The organism is Cellulomonas fimi ATCC 484, assembly GCF_000212695.1.
Taxonomy (GTDB): domain Bacteria; phylum Actinomycetota; class Actinomycetes; order Actinomycetales; family Cellulomonadaceae; genus Cellulomonas; species Cellulomonas fimi.
In genome coordinates this window covers 1-19,789 of record NC_015514.1, presented here as the reverse complement: position 1 = coordinate 19,789, position 19,789 = coordinate 1, and the positions used below count along the sequence as shown (strand labels likewise).

The 19,789-nt window shown below is 71.9% G+C and carries 18 protein-coding genes and 2 tRNA genes; 5 read left to right on the top strand and 15 right to left on the bottom strand.

From position 1 onward, the window contains the following. Positions 1 to 51 precede the first annotated feature (51 nt). The 4 genes from CELF_RS00095 to CELF_RS00080 form a co-directional block, all read right to left on the bottom strand. A complete protein-coding gene (locus CELF_RS00095) occupies positions 52 to 882 on the bottom strand; it encodes an ABC transporter permease (protein WP_013769200.1) in 831 nt (276 codons plus the stop codon). Beyond that, a complete protein-coding gene (locus CELF_RS00090; RefSeq protein WP_013769199.1) occupies positions 879 to 1,727 on the bottom strand; it encodes an ABC transporter permease in 849 nt (282 codons plus the stop codon). The genes CELF_RS00095 and CELF_RS00090 overlap by 4 nt, the downstream gene beginning before the upstream one ends. Next, positions 1,724 to 2,647: an ABC transporter ATP-binding protein gene (locus CELF_RS00085; RefSeq protein ID WP_013769198.1), complete on the bottom strand. Its 924-nt coding sequence runs from the start codon at positions 2,645 to 2,647 to the stop codon at positions 1,724 to 1,726. Before CELF_RS00085 ends, CELF_RS00090 begins: the two co-directional genes overlap by 4 nt. Before the next feature lie 120 nt (positions 2,648 to 2,767). Beyond that, the gene (locus CELF_RS00080; RefSeq protein ID WP_013769197.1) at positions 2,768 to 3,493 is read right to left on the bottom strand and encodes an AfsR/SARP family transcriptional regulator; all 726 of its coding nucleotides are present in this window, start codon (positions 3,491 to 3,493) and stop codon (positions 2,768 to 2,770) included. 246 nt (positions 3,494 to 3,739) lie between these two features. On the opposite strand from CELF_RS00080, the gene CELF_RS00075 reads away from it, so the two are divergent. From CELF_RS00075 to CELF_RS00055, 5 genes are all read left to right on the top strand, one after another. After that, a complete protein-coding gene (locus CELF_RS00075) occupies positions 3,740 to 4,528 on the top strand; it encodes a hypothetical protein (RefSeq protein WP_013769196.1) in 789 nt (262 codons plus the stop codon). After that, a complete protein-coding gene (locus CELF_RS00070) occupies positions 4,525 to 5,130 on the top strand; it encodes a hypothetical protein (RefSeq protein ID WP_013769195.1) in 606 nt (201 codons plus the stop codon). The genes CELF_RS00075 and CELF_RS00070 overlap by 4 nt, the downstream gene beginning before the upstream one ends. Before the next feature lie 9 nt (positions 5,131 to 5,139). Continuing rightward, positions 5,140 to 5,430 carry a hypothetical protein gene (locus CELF_RS00065; RefSeq protein ID WP_013769194.1) on the top strand — a complete coding sequence of 97 codons (291 nt, stop codon included), beginning with the start codon at positions 5,140 to 5,142 and terminating at the stop codon, positions 5,428 to 5,430. 166 nt (positions 5,431 to 5,596) lie between these two features. Beyond that, positions 5,597 to 6,160 (top strand): hypothetical protein, encoded by a 564-nt coding sequence (locus CELF_RS00060; RefSeq protein WP_013769193.1) that lies wholly within the window; start codon positions 5,597 to 5,599, stop codon positions 6,158 to 6,160. A 50-nt stretch (positions 6,161 to 6,210) separates the two neighbouring features. Further along, positions 6,211 to 6,891, top strand: coding sequence for a GNAT family N-acetyltransferase (locus tag CELF_RS00055; RefSeq protein ID WP_013769192.1), 681 nt, complete (start codon positions 6,211 to 6,213; stop codon positions 6,889 to 6,891). 157 nt (positions 6,892 to 7,048) lie between these two features. Here CELF_RS00055 and CELF_RS00050 read toward each other — a convergent pair. From CELF_RS00050 to dnaA, 11 genes are all read right to left on the bottom strand, one after another. After that, a tRNA-Ala gene (locus CELF_RS00050) sits at positions 7,049 to 7,124 on the bottom strand. Positions 7,125 to 7,163: 39 nt separating this feature from the next. Beyond that, positions 7,164 to 7,283, bottom strand: coding sequence for a DLW-39 family protein (locus tag CELF_RS20845; protein ID WP_013769191.1), 120 nt, complete (start codon positions 7,281 to 7,283; stop codon positions 7,164 to 7,166). Positions 7,284 to 7,306: 23 nt separating this feature from the next. Next, positions 7,307 to 7,380: transfer RNA gene (locus CELF_RS00045), tRNA-Ile, on the bottom strand. Between the two features lie 97 nt (positions 7,381 to 7,477). Then, positions 7,478 to 8,314: a DUF3566 domain-containing protein gene (locus CELF_RS00040; protein WP_013769190.1), complete on the bottom strand. Its 837-nt coding sequence runs from the start codon at positions 8,312 to 8,314 to the stop codon at positions 7,478 to 7,480. Beyond that, positions 8,311 to 10,923 (bottom strand): DNA gyrase subunit A, encoded by a 2,613-nt coding sequence (gene gyrA / locus CELF_RS00035; RefSeq protein ID WP_013769189.1) that lies wholly within the window; start codon positions 10,921 to 10,923, stop codon positions 8,311 to 8,313. The genes CELF_RS00040 and gyrA overlap by 4 nt, the downstream gene beginning before the upstream one ends. A 66-nt stretch (positions 10,924 to 10,989) precedes the next feature. Next, positions 10,990 to 13,038 (bottom strand): DNA topoisomerase (ATP-hydrolyzing) subunit B, encoded by a 2,049-nt coding sequence (gene gyrB, locus CELF_RS00030; RefSeq protein WP_013769188.1) that lies wholly within the window; start codon positions 13,036 to 13,038, stop codon positions 10,990 to 10,992. Between the two features lie 215 nt (positions 13,039 to 13,253). Continuing rightward, the gene (locus tag CELF_RS00025) at positions 13,254 to 13,841 is read right to left on the bottom strand and encodes a DciA family protein (RefSeq protein WP_013769187.1); all 588 of its coding nucleotides are present in this window, start codon (positions 13,839 to 13,841) and stop codon (positions 13,254 to 13,256) included. Next, positions 13,831 to 15,102, bottom strand: coding sequence for a DNA replication/repair protein RecF (gene recF / locus CELF_RS00020; RefSeq protein ID WP_013769186.1), 1,272 nt, complete (start codon positions 15,100 to 15,102; stop codon positions 13,831 to 13,833). The genes CELF_RS00025 and recF overlap by 11 nt, the downstream gene beginning before the upstream one ends. 109 nt (positions 15,103 to 15,211) lie before the next feature. Further along, a complete protein-coding gene (gene gnd / locus CELF_RS00015) occupies positions 15,212 to 16,159 on the bottom strand; it encodes a phosphogluconate dehydrogenase (NAD(+)-dependent, decarboxylating) (RefSeq protein ID WP_013769185.1) in 948 nt (315 codons plus the stop codon). A gap of 99 nt (positions 16,160 to 16,258) precedes the next feature. Next, positions 16,259 to 17,389: a DNA polymerase III subunit beta gene (gene dnaN / locus CELF_RS00010; protein ID WP_013769184.1), complete on the bottom strand. Its 1,131-nt coding sequence runs from the start codon at positions 17,387 to 17,389 to the stop codon at positions 16,259 to 16,261. Positions 17,390 to 18,218: 829 nt separating this feature from the next. After that, a complete protein-coding gene (dnaA, locus tag CELF_RS00005) occupies positions 18,219 to 19,721 on the bottom strand; it encodes a chromosomal replication initiator protein DnaA (RefSeq protein ID WP_013769183.1) in 1,503 nt (500 codons plus the stop codon). Positions 19,722 to 19,789 lie beyond the last annotated feature (68 nt).

The following is a 19,789-nucleotide window of genomic DNA, read 5'->3' as shown; positions in this document are numbered from 1 at the left end:
GACGGGCCCCCGGCGCCACCTGGCGTCGGGGGCCCGTTCGTCTGACCGGTCTCAGCGCAGGAACAGGGCGCGCAGCCGGGTCGTCGTGAACGTCACGCCCAGCGCGATCATCCCGACGAAGTAGCCGACGTGCGACCACATCGCGGGGGAGAGGGCACCCGTCGTCAGGCCGCGGATCAGCTCGACGCCGTGCCACAGCGGCATCGCCTTGATGAACCACTGCACCGCCTCGGGGTACACCGACAGCGGGTAGAACGTGGCCGAGAACAGGAACATCGGCAGCAGGACGAAGTTGATCCAGTCCATCTGCTGGAAGGTCTTCATGTAGCTCGTGACGGCCATGCCGACGGCCGCGAAGCCGAACGCGATGAGCAGGACCGCGGGCACGGCGAGCACGGCCGTCCACGCCAGGTTGAGGCCCATGACCTGCATGACCGTGAGGAAGCCGAACGCGTAGACGCCCCCGCGGAGCAGCGCGTACGCGATCTCGCCGAGCGCGACGTCGAGCGGGCCCATCGACGTCGTGAGCATCGCGTCGTACAGCTTGCCGAAGTGCATCTTGAAGAAGACGTTCCACGTCGAGTCGTAGACCGCTCCGTTCATCGCCGAGACGGCCAGCAGCGCAGGCGCGACGAACGCGGCGTACGAGACGGCCTCGCCCGTGCCGAGCTCGACGTCGCCGATGTACGTGCCGAGCCCGTAGCCCATCGCCAGCAGGTAGAACACCGGCTCGAAGAACCCGGACAGCACGATCACCCAGTTGCCGGACCGCGTCGCGCGCAGCCCGCGCTCGACCACCGCACCGGCGTTCCCGGACGACAGCGCACGCACCCCGCCCGTGGTCAGCCAGCGGGGGGCGGCCGTCGTGGTCGTCGTCGTCATCCGCGCAGCCTCCTCGTGAAGATGCGCCCGGCGACGACCGCGCCCGCCCCCGCCATGACCAGCAGGACCGCGAGGTGCACCCCGACGGGCCAGGCACCGGGGGGCGACCCGTAGCTCAGCGAGCGGCCCACCTCGGACGCGTGCCAGACCGGCGACACCCACCCGATCCACTGCAGCGCGACCGGCACGGTCGTGAGCGGGTAGAACGTGCCGGAGAACAGGAAGAGCGGCGTGAAGACGAACCGCTGCACGAGCGCGATCTGCCCCCGGTCGTCCTTGAGCGACGCGGAGAACGCCATGACCGGCAGCCCGAACGCGAGCCCGGCGAGCACGCCGACGAGCGGGATCGCCAACCCGGCGAGCGGGTCCCCGACGGCCCCGAACGCGACCATGAGCACGTAGTACGCGACGGTCGTGAACAGCATCCGGCCCACGCACGCCACGACGACGCCCGTCGCGAGCTGCGCCGGCGAGATCGGCGTGGCGTTCGGCCCCCAGTACAGGCGCCGCCACTTGAACCCCGACATCACCGCGTACGTGAACTCGTCCATCGCGACGCCGACCGCAGCCGTCACGAGCAGCGCCGGGGCCACGAACGTCACGTAGTCGACCGGGCCGTCGGGCCCCTGCCCGATCGACACGTCGAGGAACGCCGCGAGACCCAGGCCGATGCCCAGCAGGTACAGCAGGGGCTGGCCCACGCCGCTCGCCACGATCGTCCAGCCGTACGCCTTCATGCTGCGCAGCTGCGCCTCGGCGACGTACCACCAGCCGAGCCGGCGGGGGAGGGCCGCCGCAGCCAGCGCGCGCTGCGCGGCGGGGCTCGGTGCGCTCGTCGTCGTCACTCGATCAGGCTCCGTCCGGTCAGCCGGAGGAACACGTCCTCGAGGCTGGAGCGGCGCACGAGGCTCGTCGTCGGCTCGAGCCCGAGGGCCAGGACCTTCTCGACGACCGCCTCGCCGTCGTCCGCGTACAGCAGCACCCGGTCCGGGAGCACCTCGACGCGCTCGGTCACGCCCGCCATGCGCTCCGCCGCCTCCGCGTTGCGCGACGAGCCGAACCGCAGCTCGACGACCTCGCGCGTCGAGTAGCGGCGGATCAGCTCCGCCGGGCTGCCCTCGGCCATGATCCGGCCGTGGTCGACGACGACCAGCCGGTCGCACAGCTGCTCGGCCTCGTCCATGTAGTGCGTCGTGACGACGAGCGTCGTGCCGCGCTCCTTGAGCCGGAACAACCGGTCCCACAGGACGTGCCGGGCCTGCGGGTCGAGGCCCGTCGTCGGCTCGTCGAGCATGAGGATCCGCGGGTCGTTGATGAGCGCACGGGCGATCGTCAGGCGCCGCTTCATGCCGCCCGACAGGTCGTCCGTCTTGACCTTGGCCTTCTCCGTGAGCTGCGCGAACTCCAGCAGCTCGTCGGCACGCTCGGCGCACACGCGGCGGGGGAGGCCGAAGTAGCGGCCGTAGACGAGCAGGTTGTCGCGGACGGTCAGCTCGGTGTCGAGGTTGTCCTCCTGCGGCACGACGCCGAGCTGCGAGCGGATCTCCGGGCCGTGCGTCTCGGGGTCGAGGTCGAGGACGCGCAGCTCGCCGCCCGATCGCGTCGACACCGCGCCGACCATCCGCATGGTCGTCGACTTGCCGGCGCCGTTCGGGCCGAGCAGGCCGAACGACTCGCCCGGGGCGACCTCGAAGTCGATGCCGTCGACGGCGACGAGCTCGCCGAAGCGCTTGGTGAGCCCGTGGGCCGCGATGACAGGTGTCACAGCCGTCCAACCTAGACCGCGCCGCCGACACACGGAACGGCGATCCACCGCGGATGCGACACGTCACCGTCACGGGGGACGCCGTCCGCGGAGCCCCGTCCCGTCGCGCACCAGGTCCCGCTACGCCGTCCGCTGCCCCGTGCGCCCGACGCCGAACGGGTAGAGCTGGCGGATGAGCGCCACGATGTCCGGAGCCGGCTGCACCCCGAGCTCGGCCCGCAGCACCCGGCTGAGCCGCTCGAACTGCCGCAGCGCCCCCGCGCCGTCGCCCCGTCGCGCGTGGATCTCGATGAGCACCCGGTTCGCGGACTCGGACCACGGCTCCGCCGCGACCGCCGCCAACCCGTACGGCAGCGCCGCCGCCGGACGACCCTGCGCCAGCAGCCGCGTCGCGGCGCTCTCCAACGCCTGGCTGACGAGCACCTGCCAGCGGTCCCGGTGGTCCCGCACCCACTCCTCGTCCCAGCCCGCGAGCAGCTCCCGGCCGACCTCCCGCGGCGGGCCCGCCGGGTCGTTCGGGGGCGCGTCGTCGTAGATCGTCGCGTTGACCCACGCCAGCATCCGGTCGGTGTCGACCGTGACGTCGTCCGCGAGCGCGAGCACCGTCCCGCGCGCGTCGACCAGCCCCGGGGTGAGGCGGCGCAGGCGTGACAGGGCCGTGCGGAGGTTGGACAGGGCCCTGCCGGTCGGCGCGTCCGGCCACAGCAGCGCCGCCGCCTGCTCGCGGGAGAGCGGCCCGACGAGGGCGAGCGCGGCCGTCAGCCGCGCGCACGCGTGGGGGAGGGGGACCCGTCGTCCGTCCGTGCGCAGCCGCACCGGTCCCAGCAGCTGGAGCACGTGGCTCATCCGACTCCCCTCGCCCCCCGCGTGAGTCGCGTGCCGCCAACGTAGCCGCGCGCGACGTGCGCGCTCGCGCAGGACACGAACGGGTCACGGCACGCGACGGACGGGAGGCGGCGACGTCACGGTGCGCACGCACGACGTCACGCCCGCGCACCGCGCGGTCGCGTCGGCGGGGCGGGCCGGAGGCGGGGTGCGCGCTGGCATGGGGTCGACCGGCACCACCGCCGGCCCACCACCGCAGGAGGCACCATGTCCGTCGCATCCGACCTCGCCGCCGCGTCCGTCGCGGCCGTCGACCTGTCCTCGCTTCCGCCGCAGGGCACGCTGCTCGGCGCCGTGCAGCCCACCGCACCCGCCGCGGCCGCCGCCCAGCAGGACGGCACCGAGAGCGCGACCGTCGTCGGCAACTCGCTGACGTCGTTCACCGCGTACGTCTCGGCGCAGCACAAGGACGACCTGAACAACTCCCTGGCCCTCGCGCAGCTCATGGCCGTGAAGGAGGGCCACGACCCGACCGCGGACCCGATCGGGTACTACACCTACGTCCAGACGTTCCTGCAGCAGATCGGCTACACCGGTCAGAACATCTCGTTCGGCGACTACACGGCGAGCACCGCGACCGTGCAGATCGACCAGGTCGTCCTCGAGATCCTCGGCGCGATCCTCGCGCCGGCCGAGCTCGGCATCGTCGAGGCGGCCGTCAAGGCGCTGCAGGGGTCGGCCGACTCCGGGGGCGCGCCGTGGTCGATCTACTCGTCGAGCTCGACGAGCAACAACGCCGGGACGTTCGCCGTCGGCCTCGCCAACGAGACGAACGGTTCCGTCGCCCTGCAGGTCGGCGCGTTCACGTTCAGCGGCACCGAGACGTCCACGAAGTTCCTGTGGATGTCGTACTCGGCGACGTCCGTGCACATCAAGAACGGCTCGACGCAGCTGTCGCTCAACGACGCCGTCTACGCGGGCGTCCGCGCGTCCGTGCAGCAGAAGATCGCGAGCCACGCCGCGTCGTACATCGCGAACCTCCCGGACCTGGGATGACGACGTTCATCGAGGTCAGCGGCGTGCTCGTCGGCATCGAGCCGTCGGTCGCGGCCGGCGACCAGGACCTCGTGCGCGACTGCCTGCTGCTCACCGTGGTGCCCGCCCTGGCGGGAAGCCCGGCGACGACGGCGACCGTGCTCGAGGCGGTCGTCACCGGGTTCACGCAGATGGGCTGGACGGCGTCCGCGTCGTCGGCACTGACGTCGACGGTGGCACGGCACCAGGTGCCCGCAGCGTTCGCGGCGCCGCACGGCCCGGGCACGGTCGTGCACGACGCGCTCACCGCCGTGCACCACGCGAACGCGGGTGCCGTCGCCGGGTTCGACGCGCTCAGCGCGTGCGCGCAGGACGGCCGCCAGGTGTTCGTCGTCCAGGCGACCGGCGAGGGCGGCCTCACGCTCGGGCTCGTGCACGTCGGGTTCCGGCCCGTCGTGCCCGCGGCCGGGTTCCCGTGGGCCGCTCTCACGCAGCCGTCGTCCATGACCGTCCACACCGCCACCCTGACCGCCAACCCGGCGGTCCTCACCCCGGCGCTGCGCGACCAGCTCAGCGCCAGGGCCGCGGCATCCGTCGCTGCCCACGTCCACCCCATCCCCTGAGGAGCCATCATGAACGGAGCACCGAGCGTCGACGTCGGCGGCGTCGTCTTCTCCTACGCGGAGATCCGCACCGGCACGCGCGCGATCCGCATCTGGACCGCCGGCCAGGGCGAGCGCACGTACAAGCTCGACCCCGACCCGCACCGCGACGGCGGCTACGAGGGCAACGAGCCGAAGTTCTACCAGCAGCTCGCGACCGCGATCGGCGAGGCGTTCGCGGCGGGCGGCGGGTGGCCCGCGTACGGCGCGCAGGTCTACGTGAAGCAGACGAAGACCGACTACACGCTCACCGAACGGTGAGCCCTGGCGACGTGGACCCGGTGGCACGGCCGGGTCCACGTCGTCGTCGAGCCGCAGGTCGGGACGCTCGACGACGCCGCACCCGGCTCCGCACGCGCGGCGCCCCGCAGGCGTCCCGGGCCCGTGGTCCCGGGAGAACGCACGAACCGGGCAGTAGCGTCCGCCCATGCTGCTCGCCGACCTGCAGTCCCGCGTCCGCATCGCGCTGACGAACACGCTCGTCGACCAGTGGACGCTGTTCGCGCCGTCCTCCGGGACGAGCCGCCCCAGCCCGCGCACCATCTCGTTCCACCTCGGCTGGGCCCTGCGCGGCATGATCGAGCGCACCTGGGACGTCGACGCGGAGTACGACCGGTCGGGCATGGTCCTCGAGTCGTCCGTGCGGCTGGACGAGGGCACGTCCCGCCCGCCGCACCTCATCGTGCACCGCCGCGGCCGCCTGGGTCCCGAGCACAACCTCCTGCTCGTCGAGCTGAGCGCCGACGCGTCCGGCGCCCCGGGCTCGCTCGATGTCGACACCGCGCACGCCGTGCAGCGCCGCTTCGGGTACCGCTACGGCGTTCTTCTCGACCTGCGGCTCGCCGAGGAGGGCACCACCGCCCGCGTCACCCCGCACTGGCGCTGGACCACCCTCGACGACGGTCCCGTCACGCACGCCCCCCAGCCCGTCTACTCCGCCGACGTGCTCGCCGGCATCACCGCCCGCGCGCGCGGCGGCGACGCCTGGTGACGTCGCTATCTCCCTTGCCCGGCGACCGCCCCGGCGACCAGGCTGCGCGCATGCCGGAGACCGAGACGCGCCCGACCACCCTCGTCGACCTGTGGCCCTTCGCCGGGCTCCGCGTCACCAGCGGCGACCTCGAGCTCCGCTACATCGACGACACGGTCGCCGAGCAGCTCGCGCTGACCGCCGCCGAGGGCGTGCACGACGAGGACTTCATGCCGTTCACGGTGCCGTGGACGCGCGGCACGCACGTCGAGGTCGGCCGCAGCGTCCTGCAGTACCAGTGGCGCATGCGCGCCGAGACGAAGCCCGACGACTGGCGCGTCGAGCTCGCCGTCGTCCGTGACGGCCAGGTCCTCGGCATCCAGGGCGCCTACGCCAAGGAGTTCCCCGTGCTGCGCACCGCCGAGACGGGCTCGTGGCTCGGCCGGCGCTTCCAGGGTGCCGGCGTCGGCACCCGCATGCGGCTCATGATGCTGCACCTGCTGTTCGAGGGCCTCGACGCCGAGCAGGCCACGAGCGGCGCGTTCACCGACAACGGCCCGTCGACCGGCGTCTCGCGCCGCATCGGCTACACCGACAACGGCCTGGAGCGCACGGTCCGCCTCGGCGAGACCGCCACGACGCGCCGCTTCCTCCTCACGCGTGACGCCTGGGACGCCCGCCCGGACCACCTGCGCCCGGACGTGACCATCGAGGGCCTCGCCCCCGTCCGCGGCTACCTCACCCTCGACTGACCGACGAGGCGCGCCCCAGCACGCCGAAGCCCACAGCTTGCCGCGACGGGGAGCGGCGGGGATCCCACGGCTCTGCGGCCCACGCTGGGTCACGGAAATCGACGACGCCCCACCCGGTCTTCCGGGCAGGGCGTACTCGCAGGTCGGATGCGTGCAGTGGTGGAGCCAAGGGGACTCGAACCCCTAACCCCCTGCTTGCAAAGCAGGTGCGCTACCAATTGCGCCATGGCCCCGGGCGAGGCCGCACCGCGGCGCTCAGGTGGGGGAGACGGTCACTCGAAGGTGTCGGTGACCTCGGACCACAGGTCCCGCTCGTCCTGGTCCTGCTGGTACTTCTGCCAGACGACGTAACCCACGGCGGCGACCGCCACCAGGAGCAGGAGCTTCTTCATCGGGGTCCCCCACGGGTCGGGAGTGGGCCTAACAGGACTTGAACCTGTGACCTCTTCCTTATCAGGGAAGCGCTCTAACCGTCTGAGCTATAGGCCCGTGCTGCTGACGCACGTGCGAACACGTGCGCTGCGCGCCGGACGAGACTACCCCAGCGGGGGTGCCGCGCCCAAACCGGCGGTCGTGGTCCGCCGGCTCACTCGTCCGTCATGGTGACGTGCACGCCGCCGACCAGCGCCGCCACGATGTTGTACAGGAACGCCCCGATCGTCGCGAGCGCCGTCATGAGGAACACGTCGACGACCGCGATGAGCGTCGCACCGGACACGACCCGCCGGAACTCGACGAACTCGAGGATGTTGACGTTGCCCTCGGAGCCCGTGATCTGCGTGACCAGGTCGTCGATCTTCGCGAAGACGTGCAGGCCGTCGAGGGTCAGCCAGATCACGGCCGCGGCCACGACGATCATGATGCCGATCGCGACGGAGAGCAGGAACGACAACTTCATGACCGACCAGGGGTCGACCCGCGAGATCGCGAGCCGCACGCGGCGCGGTCCGCCCACGGTCGGGATGCGGCCGGTCGCCGGCCGGGCGAGCGGCGTCGCGCCCGTCGCGGGACGGCTCGGGGGGCGGGTGGCGGTGGCCGCGGGGGCGGAGGCCGGGCTCGTCATGGTCGGGTCCTCGGTTCGGGGTCGGGTGACCGAGGCGAGCGCAGAGCTGGTCGCCCCCGCCGCCTTCTTGAACCACACGGTCGCGGTGTCGACCGCGACCATGAGGGGCGACGGCGGCTCCTGCTCGTCCGTCGAGCGCGGCACGCCGGTCGAGACGCGCACCGGCGCCTCCGGGCGGTCCGTCGCGTCACGTCGCGGCTCCGACGCGGTCGGGGCGGGACCGCGCGGGGGAGCCGTCTCCGTCCTGCCGCTGCCGTTCCGGGCGCCCGACGACCCGTTGCCGCTCGCCGACGGCCGTGCGGTCGTCGGGGTGGTCGGCTTCAGCCGCGGCGGGATCGTGGGCGGCGTCGGATCGGTCATGCGTCCTCCGAGGACTGGTCGGCGACGGCCTGCTCAGCGCTCGTGCCGTCCGCCGCGGGAGCCCCCGAGGCGTCCGGTAGGTCGGTTCCCTGGCCGTTCTCGCCGCCCACGGTACCGGCATCCTCACCGAGGTGTCGCTCAGTGTTGCGTGCGACCGCGATGATCCGGTCGCCGTTGTCGGGCTTGGCGAAGATGACGCCCTGCGTGGTGCGGCCCGTGGCGTTCACCTCGGTGGTCGCGGAGCGCACGATCTTGCCGCGCTCCATGATGACGAGCACCTCGTCGTCGGCGTCGGTCACGAGCGCACCCACGAGGTCGCCGTTCGCCTCCGGGAGGTTGGCGACCTTGATGCCGAGACCGCCGCGGCCCTGCTGCCGGTAGTTCTCGACGGTCAGCGCGGTGCGCTTCGCGATTCCGCCCTCGGTGACGGTGAACAGGAACGCGTCCTCGCGGACGACGTCCATCGCGAGCAGCTCGTCGTCGCCGCGGAACTTCATGCCGGTGACGCCGGACGTCGCGCGGCCCATCGGCCGCAGGGACTCGTCGGACGCCGTGAAGCGCACCGACTGGCCCTTGCGGGACACGAGGATGAGGTCCTGGTCGGAGTTCACGAGGCGGGCGCTCACGAGCTCGTCGGGCCGGCCCTCCTCGTCCTCGCGCAGGTTGATCGCGATGACGCCGCCCGAGCGGTTCGAGTCGTACTCCGTCAGGCGCGTCTTCTTCACGAGGCCGCGCTGCGTCGCGAGCACCAGGTGCTCCGCCTGCTCGTAGTTCCGCACGTCCAGGACCTGCGCGATCGTCTCGCCCGGCTGGAACGCCAGCAGGTTCGCGACGTGCTGGCCCTTGGCGTCCCGTCCGCCCTCGGGCAGCTCGTACGCCTTCGCGCGGTAGACGCGGCCGAGGTTCGTGAAGAACAGCAGCCAGTGGTGCGTCGTCGTGACGAAGAAGTGGTCGACGATGTCGTCCTCGCGCAGCTGCGCGCCCCGCACGCCCTTGCCGCCGCGACGCTGTGCCCGGTAGTTGTCCGAGCGCGTGCGCTTCGCGTAGCCGCCGCGGGTGATGGTGACGACCATCTCCTCCTCGGCGATGAGGTCCTCGACGGACACCTCGCCGTCGAACGGCAGGATCGTCGTGCGGCGCTCGTCGCCGTACTTGTCGACGATCTCGCGCAGCTCGTCGCTCACGATCGTGCGCTGCCGCTCGTCGGACGCGAGGATCGCGTTGAACTCCACGATCTGCGCCTGCAGCTCGTCGTGCCGCTGCGTGATCTCCTGGCGCTGCAGCGCGGCCAGGCGGCGCAGCTGCAGGTTGAGGATCGCGTTCGCCTGGACCTCGTCGACCCCGAGCAGCTCCATCAGGCCCGTGCGCGCCTCGTCGGCGTCGGGGGAGCGGCGGATGAGCGCGATGACCTCGTCGAGCGCGTCGAGCGCCTTGAGGTAGCCGCGGTAGATGTGGATCTGCTCCTCGGCCTTGCGGAGCCGGTAGCGGGTGCGGCGCTGGATGACCTCGAGCTGGTGCGCGGTCCAGTGCCGCACGAACGCGTCGATGCTGAGCGTGCGCGGCACGCCGTCGACGAGCGCCAGCATGTTCGCACCGAACGTGTCCTGCAGCTGCGTGTGCTTGTACAGGTTGTTGAGCACGACCTTCGCTACGGCGTCACGCTTGAGCACGATCACGAGGCGCTGGCCCGTGCGGCCCGAGGTCTCGTCGCGGATGTCCGCGATGCCCGTGACCCGGTTCTCCTTGACGAGGTCCGCGATCTTCTTCGCGAGCGTGTCGGGGTTCACCTGGTACGGCAGCTCGGTGACGACGAGGCAGATCCGGCCCTGGATCTCCTCGACGTTGACCACCGCGCGCATCGTGATCGAGCCGCGTCCCGTGCGGTACGCCTCGTCGATGCCACGGTGGCCGAGGATCGTCGCGCCCGTCGGGAAGTCCGGGCCCTTGATGCGGGTCAGGAGCGCCGCGAGCAGCTCCTCCTTCGTCGCCTCCGGGTGGTCCAGGTACCACTGGACGCCGTCGGCGACCTCGCGCAGGTTGTGCGGCGGGATGTTCGTCGCCATGCCGACCGCGATGCCCGCCGAGCCGTTGACCAGCAGGTTCGGGAAGCGTGCGGGCAGGACCAGCGGCTCCTGCGTGCGGCCGTCGTAGTTGTCGCCGAAGTCGACCGTGTCCTCGTCGATGTCCCGCACCATCTCCATCGAGAGGGGGGCCATCTTGCACTCGGTGTACCGCGGGGCCGCGGCCGGGTCGTCGCCGGGGGAGCCGAAGTTCCCCTGGCCGGCGACCAGCGGGTAGCGCAGAGACCAGTCCTGCACGAGGCGGACCAGGGCGTCGTAGATCGCCGAGTCGCCGTGGGGGTGGTACTTGCCCATGACGTCGCCGACGACGCGGCTGCACTTGGAGAACTGCCGGTCGGGGCGGTACCCGCCGTCGTACATCGCGTACAGCACGCGCCGGTGGACCGGCTTGAGGCCGTCGCGCACGTCGGGCAGCGCACGCCCGACGATGACGGACATCGCGTAGTCGAGGTACGACCGCTGCATCTCGAGCTGCAGGTCGACCTGCTCGATGCGGCCGTGCTCGATCTGGTCCGGGGTCTCGGTCACGAGGTTCCTTCGCTGGTGCTTCGGGGGAGGACGTGGGGCGCGCGCCCGGCGGGGCGCCGCGCCGGGTCAGATGTCGAGGAAGCGCACGTCCTTGGCGTTCCGCTGGATGAACGAGCGGCGGGACTCGACGTCCTCACCCATGAGCACCGAGAAGATCTCGTCCGCCGCGGCCGCCTCGTCGAGCGAGACCTGCAGCAGCGTGCGGTGCTCGGGCGACATGGTCGTCTCCCACAGCTCCGAGTAGTCCATCTCGCCCAGACCCTTGTACCGCTGGATCGCGTTGTCCTTGGGGAGCCGCTTGCCGTTGGCCTGCCCCTCCTTGATGTACGCATCACGCTCGCGGTCGGAGTACACGTAGTCGTGGTCCGCGTTCGACCACTTGATCCGGTACAGCGGCGGCTGCGCGAGGTACACGTGGCCCTGCGTGATGAGCTCCGGCATGTAGCGGAACAGCAGCGTCAGCAGCAGCGTGCAGATGTGCTTGCCGTCGACGTCGGCATCGGCCATGAGCACGATCTTGTGGTACCGCAGCTTCGCCAGGTCGAAGTCCTCGCCGATGCCCGTGCCGAACGCCGTGATGAGCGCCTGCACCTCCTGGTTGCCCAGGGCTCGGTCCAGACGGGCACGCTCGACGTTGAGGATCTTGCCGCGGATCGGCAGGATCGCCTGCGTCCGCGGGTTGCGGCCGCGCACCGCAGAGCCGCCGGCCGAGTCGCCCTCGACGATGAACACCTCGCACTCGGCGGGGTTGTTGCTCTGGCAGTCCTTGAGCTTGCCGGGCATGCCGCCCGACTCCAGCAGGCCCTTGCGCCGCGTCGCCTCGCGCGCCTTGCGGGCCGCCATGCGGGCCGCCGCCGCCTGGATCGACTTGCGGATGACGTCACGCGCCTCGTTCGGGTGCGAGTCCAGCCAGTCCGCGAGCCGCTCGTTGACGACCTTCTGCACGAACGTCTTCGCCTCGGTGTTGCCGAGCTTCGTCTTCGTCTGGCCCTCGAACTGCGGCTCACCGAGCTTCACGGAGATGACGGCCGTCAGGCCCTCGCGGATGTCGTCGCCCGTGAGGTTGTCGTCCTTCTCCTTGAGGAGGTTCTTGTCCTTGGCGTACCGGTTGATGAGCGACGTCATCGCCGCCCGGAAGCCCTCCTCGTGCGTGCCGCCCTCGGTCGTCGAGATCGTGTTCGCGAACGTGTGCACCGACTCGCTGTACGCGCTCGTCCACTGCAGCGCGATGTCGACCGAGATCCGGCGGTCCGTGTCCTCCGCGGTGATCTCGATGACCTCGGGGTGCACGAGCTCGACCTTCTTGGCCGCGTTCAGGTGCGTCACGTAGTCGACGAGGCCGCCGTCGTACTTGTAGCTGACCGTGCGGTGCTGCGGGGTGTCGACCGGCTCGTCGCCGTCGACCGTGCGGTCCGCGTCCGTGACCTCGTCCTCGGTGCCGGTGTGCTGCGGGCGCTCGTCGGTGAGCGTGATCCGCAGGCCCTTGTTGAGGAAGGCCGTCTGCTGGAAGCGCGAGCGCAGCGTCTCGAAGTCGTAGTCGATCGTCTCGAAGATCGTCGAGTCGGCCCAGAACGTCTGGCTCGTGCCCGTCTCCTGCGTCGCCTCGCCCTGGCGGATCGACCCGACCGGCTTGCCGCCGTCCTCGAAGTCCATCTGCCACGTGTAGCCGTCGCGCTTGACGACCGACTCGACGCGGCTGCTCAGCGCGTTGACGACCGAGATGCCGACGCCGTGCAGGCCGCCGGACACCGCGTAGCCCGCGCCGCCGAACTTGCCTCCCGCGTGCAGGATCGTCATGACGACCTCGAGGGTCGGCTTGCCCTCCGTCGGGTGCATCTCGACGGGGATGCCGCGCCCGTTGTCGGCGACGCGCACGCCGCCGTCCGCGAGGAGCGTCACCTCGATGGTGTCGCAGTACCCCGCGAGGGCCTCGTCGACGGAGTTGTCGACGACCTCGTAGACGAGGTGGTGCAGGCCGCGCTCACCGGTCGAGCCGATGTACATGCCGGGCCGCTTGCGCACGGCCTCGAGGCCTTCCAGGACCGTGATCGCGCTGGCGTCGTACCCGCCGGCGCCGTTCGGGGTGCTGGGCGGGGTCGTGCTCTCGTCGGCCACGGGCGGATGTACTCCTCAAGCTCTCACACGCGACAGAGCGCCCCGCCAAGGACCTCGGAGGGCGGATCACCCCAGGAGACTGGAGTTCTCGGCTCTGATACCGGCGCAATCGCGCCAGAATGACGTCCACAGTCTACCCGTCCCCCGGCCTCGAACCGGGGCGACAGGGCCCGGTGCGCCCGACGAGTCCCTCGACGCCTCGCCCAGGTCCCGGCTCACCCGAACGTGTCGCGCGGTCCCCGGCCCACGACCCGCTTGCGACCGCGTCCGAAACCCGGCCCCGCCGGACCCAGGACGGTGATCTGCGTGACGACCCCCTCGCCCAGCTCCTCCGCGAAGCGGCGCAGCATCGTCGGCACCGCCCACGTCAGGTTCGTCGCCCAGCTCGTCGAGCTCGCCTGCACCGTCAGCACGCCCGCCTCGAGCGACACGTACGCGCAGTGCTCCGCGACCTCGGCCCCGACCAGCTCCGCCCACCGGTGCTGCACCGTGCCCGACACCAGCCCCGAGCCCCAGCCGAACTGCCCGACCAGCGCCCCGAGGGTGTCCGCGACCGCCTGCGGGTCGCGCGCGCCGGGACCGGCCGTGCCGGGGTGCGCGTCGACGAGCGCCCGGCGGCGTGGCGCGTCGCCCGGCCGTAGTCCGCGCGCGCGGGCCGCCTCCTTCGCGCGGTTCAGCGCCGCCACCGCGACCTGGCGCTCCGGCAGCAGGTCGACGACCTGCCGCAGCGGGACGCCGTCGACGGGGGGCCGCCGCACCGGGGGGAGCAGGGCACCGTCGTCGGGCTCACGGTCAGAGGACACGCGCCACCTCACCACCCAGGACGTCGACGCGCGCGCCCGCGAGCGGCTCGGGCACGTCCTGCGCGACCGCCGCCGTGATGAGGACCTGCCGCGCCGGGGCGACGAGCTCCGCCAGGCGGTCGCGCCGCCGCGTGTCGAGCTCCGCGAAGACGTCGTCGAGGACGAGCACCGGCTCCGCGTCCGGGCCCCAGTCCGCCCCCCGGGCCAGCAGCTCGGCGGTCGGGTCCGCCCCGCCGTCGCCCGTCCCGTCGCCCGGCCGGCCGGCCGCACCCGAGAGCAGCGCGTACGACGCGAGGCGCAGCGCGAGCGCGAACGACCACGACTCGCCGTGGCTCGCGTACCCCTTCGCCGGCAGCCCGCCCAGCGTGAGGACCAGGTCGTCGCGGTGCGGGCCGACGAGGCAGACGCCGCGCTCGACCTCCTTCTGCCGCAGGCGCCCCATCGCCTCGAGCAGCTGCGTCTCGACGAGCCGCGGCGACGCAGGCACGTCGCCGGGCGCAGCCTGCGGGTCGGCCGCCGCCGCGTCCGCCAGCGCGGCGTCCAGGGACGCCCGGTACGTCAGGACGGCCTCGCCCTGACCGGAGCTGACCTGCTCGTACGCGCTCGTGACCTGCGGCGCGAGGGCAGCGACGAGCGCGCGCCGGGCGACGACCAGCTCCGCGCCCGTCTGCGCGAGCTTGGCGTCCCACACGTCGAGCGTCCGCAGGTCCGCCGCGCCGCGGCCGCCGCGCATCGCCGCGCCCGCCGTCTTGAGCAGCGCGGACCGCTGCCGGAGCACGCGCTCGTAGTCCTGCACCGTGCCTGCGTAGCGCGGAACCAGCTGGACGAGCAGGTCGTCCAGGAACCGCCGGCGGCCGTCCGGGTCCCCCTTGACGAGCGCCAGGTCCTCGGGCGCGAACAGCACCGTGCGCAGGATGCCGAGGACGTCACGCGCCCGGCCCGGCGAACCGCCGTTGACGCGTGCCCGGTTCGCCTTGCCGGGCGTGACCTCGACCTCCACGAGCGTGGTGCGGGGCCGCCCCGGCTCGAGCTCACGGACGACCCGTGTCCGCACGACCGCGCGGCTCGCCCCGGCCCGCACCAGCGCCGCGTCCGACGGGACCCGGTGGCTCCCGAGCGTCGCGACGTAGCCGACCGCCTCGACGAGGTTCGTCTTGCCCTGCCCGTTCGGCCCGACCAGCGCGGTGATGCCCGGGTCCAGGGGCAGCTCGACCTGCGCGTAGGAGCGGAAGTCCGTGAGCGACAGGTGGGCGACGTACATCAGGTCTCTTCGCGGTGGGCGGTGTGGTGGCGAACGTGCGGCAGGCGGGCGCGGGGGGCGTACGGCCGGGGTGCGGCGTCGTGCGACCCGCTCCCGGACCGGGTCCGCCTCAGGCCGAGGGCGGGACCGCGGCGTCGGGGACGGGCGTCGTGCTCGTGACCGGGCCGGTCGTCCCGGCGGGCTTCACGGCGTGGCCGCCGAACTGCTGGCGCAGCGCCGCCACGGCCTTCATGGCGGGCGACTCCTCCTGGCGCGACGCGAACCGCGCGAACAGGGCCGCCGAGATCACCGGCGCCGGCACCGCGAGCTCGATCGCCTCGTCGACGGTCCACCGGCCCTCGCCGGAGTCCTCGACCCAGTCGTCGATCTCGCCGAACGCCGGGTCCTGCTCGAGGGCCTCGACCAGCAGGTCGAGCAGCCAGGACCGCACGACCGTGCCGCGCTGCCACGCCTTGAACGTGCCGTGCACGTCCGTGACCAGGTCCTTCGCGGCCAGCAGCTCGTAGCCCTCGGCGTACGCCTGCATGAGCCCGTACTCGATGCCGTTGTGGACCATCTTCGCGTAGTGCCCCGCGCCGACCGAGCCCGCGTGCACGAAGCCCTCCTCGCGGGGCCCCTCGGGCCGCAGGGCGTCGAACACCGGCAGGACGCGCTCCACGAGCGCCGCGTCGCCGCCGACCATGAGGCCGTAGCCGTTCTTCAGGCCCCACACGCCACCCGAGACACCCACGTCCAGGAAGCCCACGCCACGCTCCGCCAGCAGGTCCGCATGTGGCTGGTCGTCCTGGTAGTACGAGTTCCCGCCGTCGATCACCACGTCGCCCTCGCCCAGCAGCCCCGCGAGCTCGCGGATGACGCCGTCGGTGATCGCGCCCGACGGCACCATCACCCACACGACCCGCTCACCGGCCGGCAGGGCCTCGACCAGCGCCTCGAGGCTCGGCACGTCCGTGACGTCGGGGTTGCGGTCGTACCCGGTGACCTCGATGCCCGCCGCGCGGATGCGCTCGCGCATGTTGGCGCCCATCTTGCCCAGACCCACCAGACCGACGTGCATGGCCCCTCACTCTCCCCGGGACGCGCCCGGCTCTCGTCGTGACCGGGGTGCACCGGTCACTCTGCCGCACCGGTGCGCGCGGCGCCGCGTCGAGCCGGATCAGCTCGCGAAGCGGATGGGGACGAGCAGGTAGCGGTACTCCTGCTTGTCGTCCCCCTCGAGCGACTCCTGGCCGGTGAACTCCACCGGCTTGTTCGGGTGGGTGAAGGACAGCCGCACGAACGTCGTGTCCAGCGCGCCCAGGCCGTCGAGCAGGAACTGCGGGTTGAACGCGACCGTGATGTCGTCGCCGACGAGCGTCGCCTCGAGCGCCTCGGAGGCCTGCGCGTCGTCGCCCTGGCCGGCGTCGAGGACGACCTGGCCCTGCGTGAACGCGAGCCGGATCGGCGTGTTGCGCTCGGCGACGAGGGCGACGCGCTTCGCGGCCTCGGCCAGCGCGTGCGTGGAGACGATCGCGTGGATCGGCGTCTCGTCGGGGAACAGCCGGCGCACGGCCGGGTAGTCGCCGTCGACCAGCAGGCTCGTCGTCTGGCGGCCGCCCGCCTCGAAGCCGATGAGGTCGACGCCCGCGCCCGTCGACAGCGCGACCGTCACGGACCCGGCGCTGCCGAGCGACTTGGCCGCGTCGGACAGCGTGCGGGCGCGCACGAGCGCGACCGTGGAGATGTCCGGCGCCGACGGCTTCCACGTGAGCTCGCGCAGCGCGAGCCGGTAGCGGTCGGTGGCGAGCAGCGTGACCTTCTCGCCCTCGATCTCGACGCGGACGCCGGTCAGCAGGGGGAGCGTGTCGTCGCGGCTCGCGGCGACGGACACCTGCGCGACCGCGTGCGTGAGCTCGTCACCGTCGACGGTGCCGGCCGTCGCGGGCATCACGGGCAGGCTCGGGTAGTCCTCGACCGGCATGGTCAGGAGCGTGAAGCGGCTCGCGCCGCACGTGACGACGACCTTGGTTCCGTCGAGCACGACGTCGACGGGCTTGTCCGGCAGCGCGCGGGAGATCTCCGCCAGCAGCCGCCCGGAGACCAGCACCGTGCCCGGCTCGGCGACGTCCGCCGGGATCTGGGAGCGCGCCGAGACCTCGTAGTCGAAGCTCGACAGCTGGATGGTGCCGGTCGAGTCCGCCTCGATCCGCACCCCGGCGAGCACCGGGACCGGCGGGCGGGTGGGAAGGCTGCGAGCCGTCCATGTGACCGCGTCGGCGAGGACGTCACGGTCGACCCGGAACCTCATGTGTCACCTCTTCGTCGTTCGAGTGCTGCCCGAGGACCGGCTCGTCCGGCCACCTGCGGCGACGAGTGCGCGGTGCGCCGGCGGCGGAAGGACGCGACTGTGCGCGCGCCCGGTCCTCGCCTCGGTCCTGGCATCACGCGAACACTACGCGAGAGGTCCCACGCTCGGTACACGGACGGCGAGGTCGGTGGACGACCGTCGTGACGCCTCTCCTGCGGCTCTGGCGCCCGGGCGTCCCGGAGTCGTCGCACGGCGGGCGCCGGGTGGGCCGGGCCGCCTCCGTTCCGCCGTCTCGACGGTGTGTGGATCCCTCAGACAGAGAAGTGTCGTCGTCGTCATCGGTGCTGTGCACAGTGTGGATCACGACCGTCTGTGCAGGTCAGGGGCCGATGGCGGTGTGGATGTGCTGTGCGTGGCGTGACGGGGTCCCCGTGGACGACGGTGGACGGCTCCGAGGACCTCCTGCGCCGTCCACGGTCGGCGGGCCTGTTCTCCACAGCGTCCCGGCGTGTCGTCCACCGTCGTCCACAGGTGTGTGCACAGGTGTGCACATTCGTCCCATGCATGCTTCACGGACCGCGTGAGGGTTGCGCAAGAGCGCGTCGGATCGATTCGAGGATGAGAGGCGTCTCATCGACGCCGACGCGTCCGGGGCTGGCGTCGAATCGTGCGTCGACGCGGAGCCGCAGGTCAGGACGCTTTGCCACCGGCTCGCGAGACCGCCTGGGCCATTCGAGTGAACGACGTCACAAACATCCCCAGGCCACCTGTGGAAACTGTGGAAAACCGTGAGGAGGAATCCGCCATCCAGCGGACAAGCAGGACAGGATCAGCCGCGACTCTGCTGCTTGATCCGGTTCGTCAGCTCGGTCACCTGGTTGTAGATCGACCGGCGCTCCGCCATGAGCTCGCGGATCTTGCGGTTCGCGTGCATGACCGTCGTGTGGTCACGCCCCCCGAACGCCTGGCCGATCTTCGGCAGCGACAGGTCCGTCAGCTCGCGGCACAGGTACATCGCGATCTGCCGCGCCGTCACCAGCACGCGCGAGCGGCTCGACCCGCACAGGTCGTCGATCGACAGCCCGAAGTACGCCGCCGTCTGCCCGATCACCTGCGTCGCCGTGATCTCCGCCGTCTGCTCGTCGGTGATGAGGTCCTTCAGCACGATCTCGGCGAGCGACAGGTCGACCTGCTGACGGTTGAGGTTCGCGAACGCCGTCACCCGGATCAGCGCGCCCTCGAGCTCGCGGATGTTCGTCGAGATCTTGCTCGCGATGTACTCCAGCACGTCCGGCGGTGCCTGCAGCCGCTCGCTGCCCGCCTTCTTGCGCAGGATCGCGATGCGCGTCTCCAGGTCCGGCGGCTGCACGTCGGTGATCAGTCCCCACTCGAACCGCGACCGCATACGGTCCTCGAAGCCGTTCAGCTGCTTGGGCGGCAGGTCGGACGTGATCACGACCTGCTTGTTCGCGTTGTGCAGCGTGTTGAACGTGTGGAAGAACTCCTCCATCGTCTGTTCCTTGCCCTGCAGGAACTGGATGTCGTCGATGAGGAGGACGTCGACCTCGCGGTAACGCCGCTGGAAAGCGCCGGCCTTGCCCTCGGAGATCGAGTTGATGAAGTCGTTCGTGAACTCCTCCGAGTTCACGTACCGCACCCGCACGCCCGGGTAGAGGTTGTACGCGTAGTGCCCGATGGCGTGCAGCAGGTGCGTCTTGCCCAGACCTGAGTCGCCGTAGATGAACAGCGGGTTGTACGCCTTCGCCGGCGCCTCGGCGACCGCGACCGCGGCCGCGTGCGCGAACCGGTTGGACGAGCCGATGACGAACGTCTCGAACTGGTACTTCGGGTTCAGCCGCGCCGGCTCCGCGGCCTGCTTGCGTCCGGGCGGGAGGGGACGGTCGTCGACCGCGGGGTCGCGCCGCCCGTCCTGCCGGCCGCGCTGGTCGTCGCCGTGCACGACCGACAGGTCGGGGCGCTCGGGCACGTCGTCGTCGTCGCCGGGGCGCAGGTCGGTCGCGGGCGGGGCCGGGGGCACGACCCGCAGGGCGGGCGTGGTGTCGGTCGCGACCTCCGGGTCCACGGTGATCGCGAAGCGCGCCTCACGGTCGAGCGCGTCGCTGAGCGCCTCGGTGACCTCGGCGCGCACGCGCGTCTCGAGGTAGTCCTTGGTCAGGTCGTTGCCCACCGCGAGCAGGAGCGTGCCGTCCAGCAGGCCGAGCGGACGGGCGAGCCGGACGAACGCGATCTGCCGCGGCGTGATGTCGGGACTCGCCTCGAGGGTCGCCACGACGTGGCCCCAGACCCGGGCGAGCTCTTCGTCCTGTGACAACGTCCTACCTCAGCTGATCGATCGCGTGGAGGGGTGAGTCTCGCACGGCCCCCGTTATCCACATAGTT

Excerpts from the sequence above, each read along its gene's own strand:
- CELF_RS00095 (WP_013769200.1), bottom strand. The coding sequence starts at position 882 with ATGACGACGACGACCACGACGGCCGCCCCCCGCTGGCTGACCACGGGC.
- CELF_RS00080 (WP_013769197.1), bottom strand. The coding sequence starts at position 3,493 with ATGAGCCACGTGCTCCAGCTGCTGGGACCGGTGCGGCTGCGCACGGAC.
- CELF_RS00075 (WP_013769196.1), top strand. The coding sequence starts at position 3,740 with ATGTCCGTCGCATCCGACCTCGCCGCCGCGTCCGTCGCGGCCGTCGAC.
- CELF_RS00070 (WP_013769195.1), top strand. The coding sequence starts at position 4,525 with ATGACGACGTTCATCGAGGTCAGCGGCGTGCTCGTCGGCATCGAGCCG.
- CELF_RS00065 (WP_013769194.1), top strand. The coding sequence starts at position 5,140 with ATGAACGGAGCACCGAGCGTCGACGTCGGCGGCGTCGTCTTCTCCTAC.
- CELF_RS00060 (WP_013769193.1), top strand. The coding sequence starts at position 5,597 with ATGCTGCTCGCCGACCTGCAGTCCCGCGTCCGCATCGCGCTGACGAAC.
- CELF_RS00055 (WP_013769192.1), top strand. The coding sequence starts at position 6,211 with ATGCCGGAGACCGAGACGCGCCCGACCACCCTCGTCGACCTGTGGCCC.
- CELF_RS20845 (WP_013769191.1), bottom strand. The coding sequence starts at position 7,283 with ATGAAGAAGCTCCTGCTCCTGGTGGCGGTCGCCGCCGTGGGTTACGTC.
- CELF_RS00040 (WP_013769190.1), bottom strand. The coding sequence starts at position 8,314 with ATGACCGATCCGACGCCGCCCACGATCCCGCCGCGGCTGAAGCCGACC.
- recF (WP_013769186.1), bottom strand. The coding sequence starts at position 15,102 with ATGTACGTCGCCCACCTGTCGCTCACGGACTTCCGCTCCTACGCGCAG.
- gnd (WP_013769185.1), bottom strand. The coding sequence starts at position 16,159 with ATGCACGTCGGTCTGGTGGGTCTGGGCAAGATGGGCGCCAACATGCGC.
- dnaN (WP_013769184.1), bottom strand. The coding sequence starts at position 17,389 with ATGAGGTTCCGGGTCGACCGTGACGTCCTCGCCGACGCGGTCACATGG.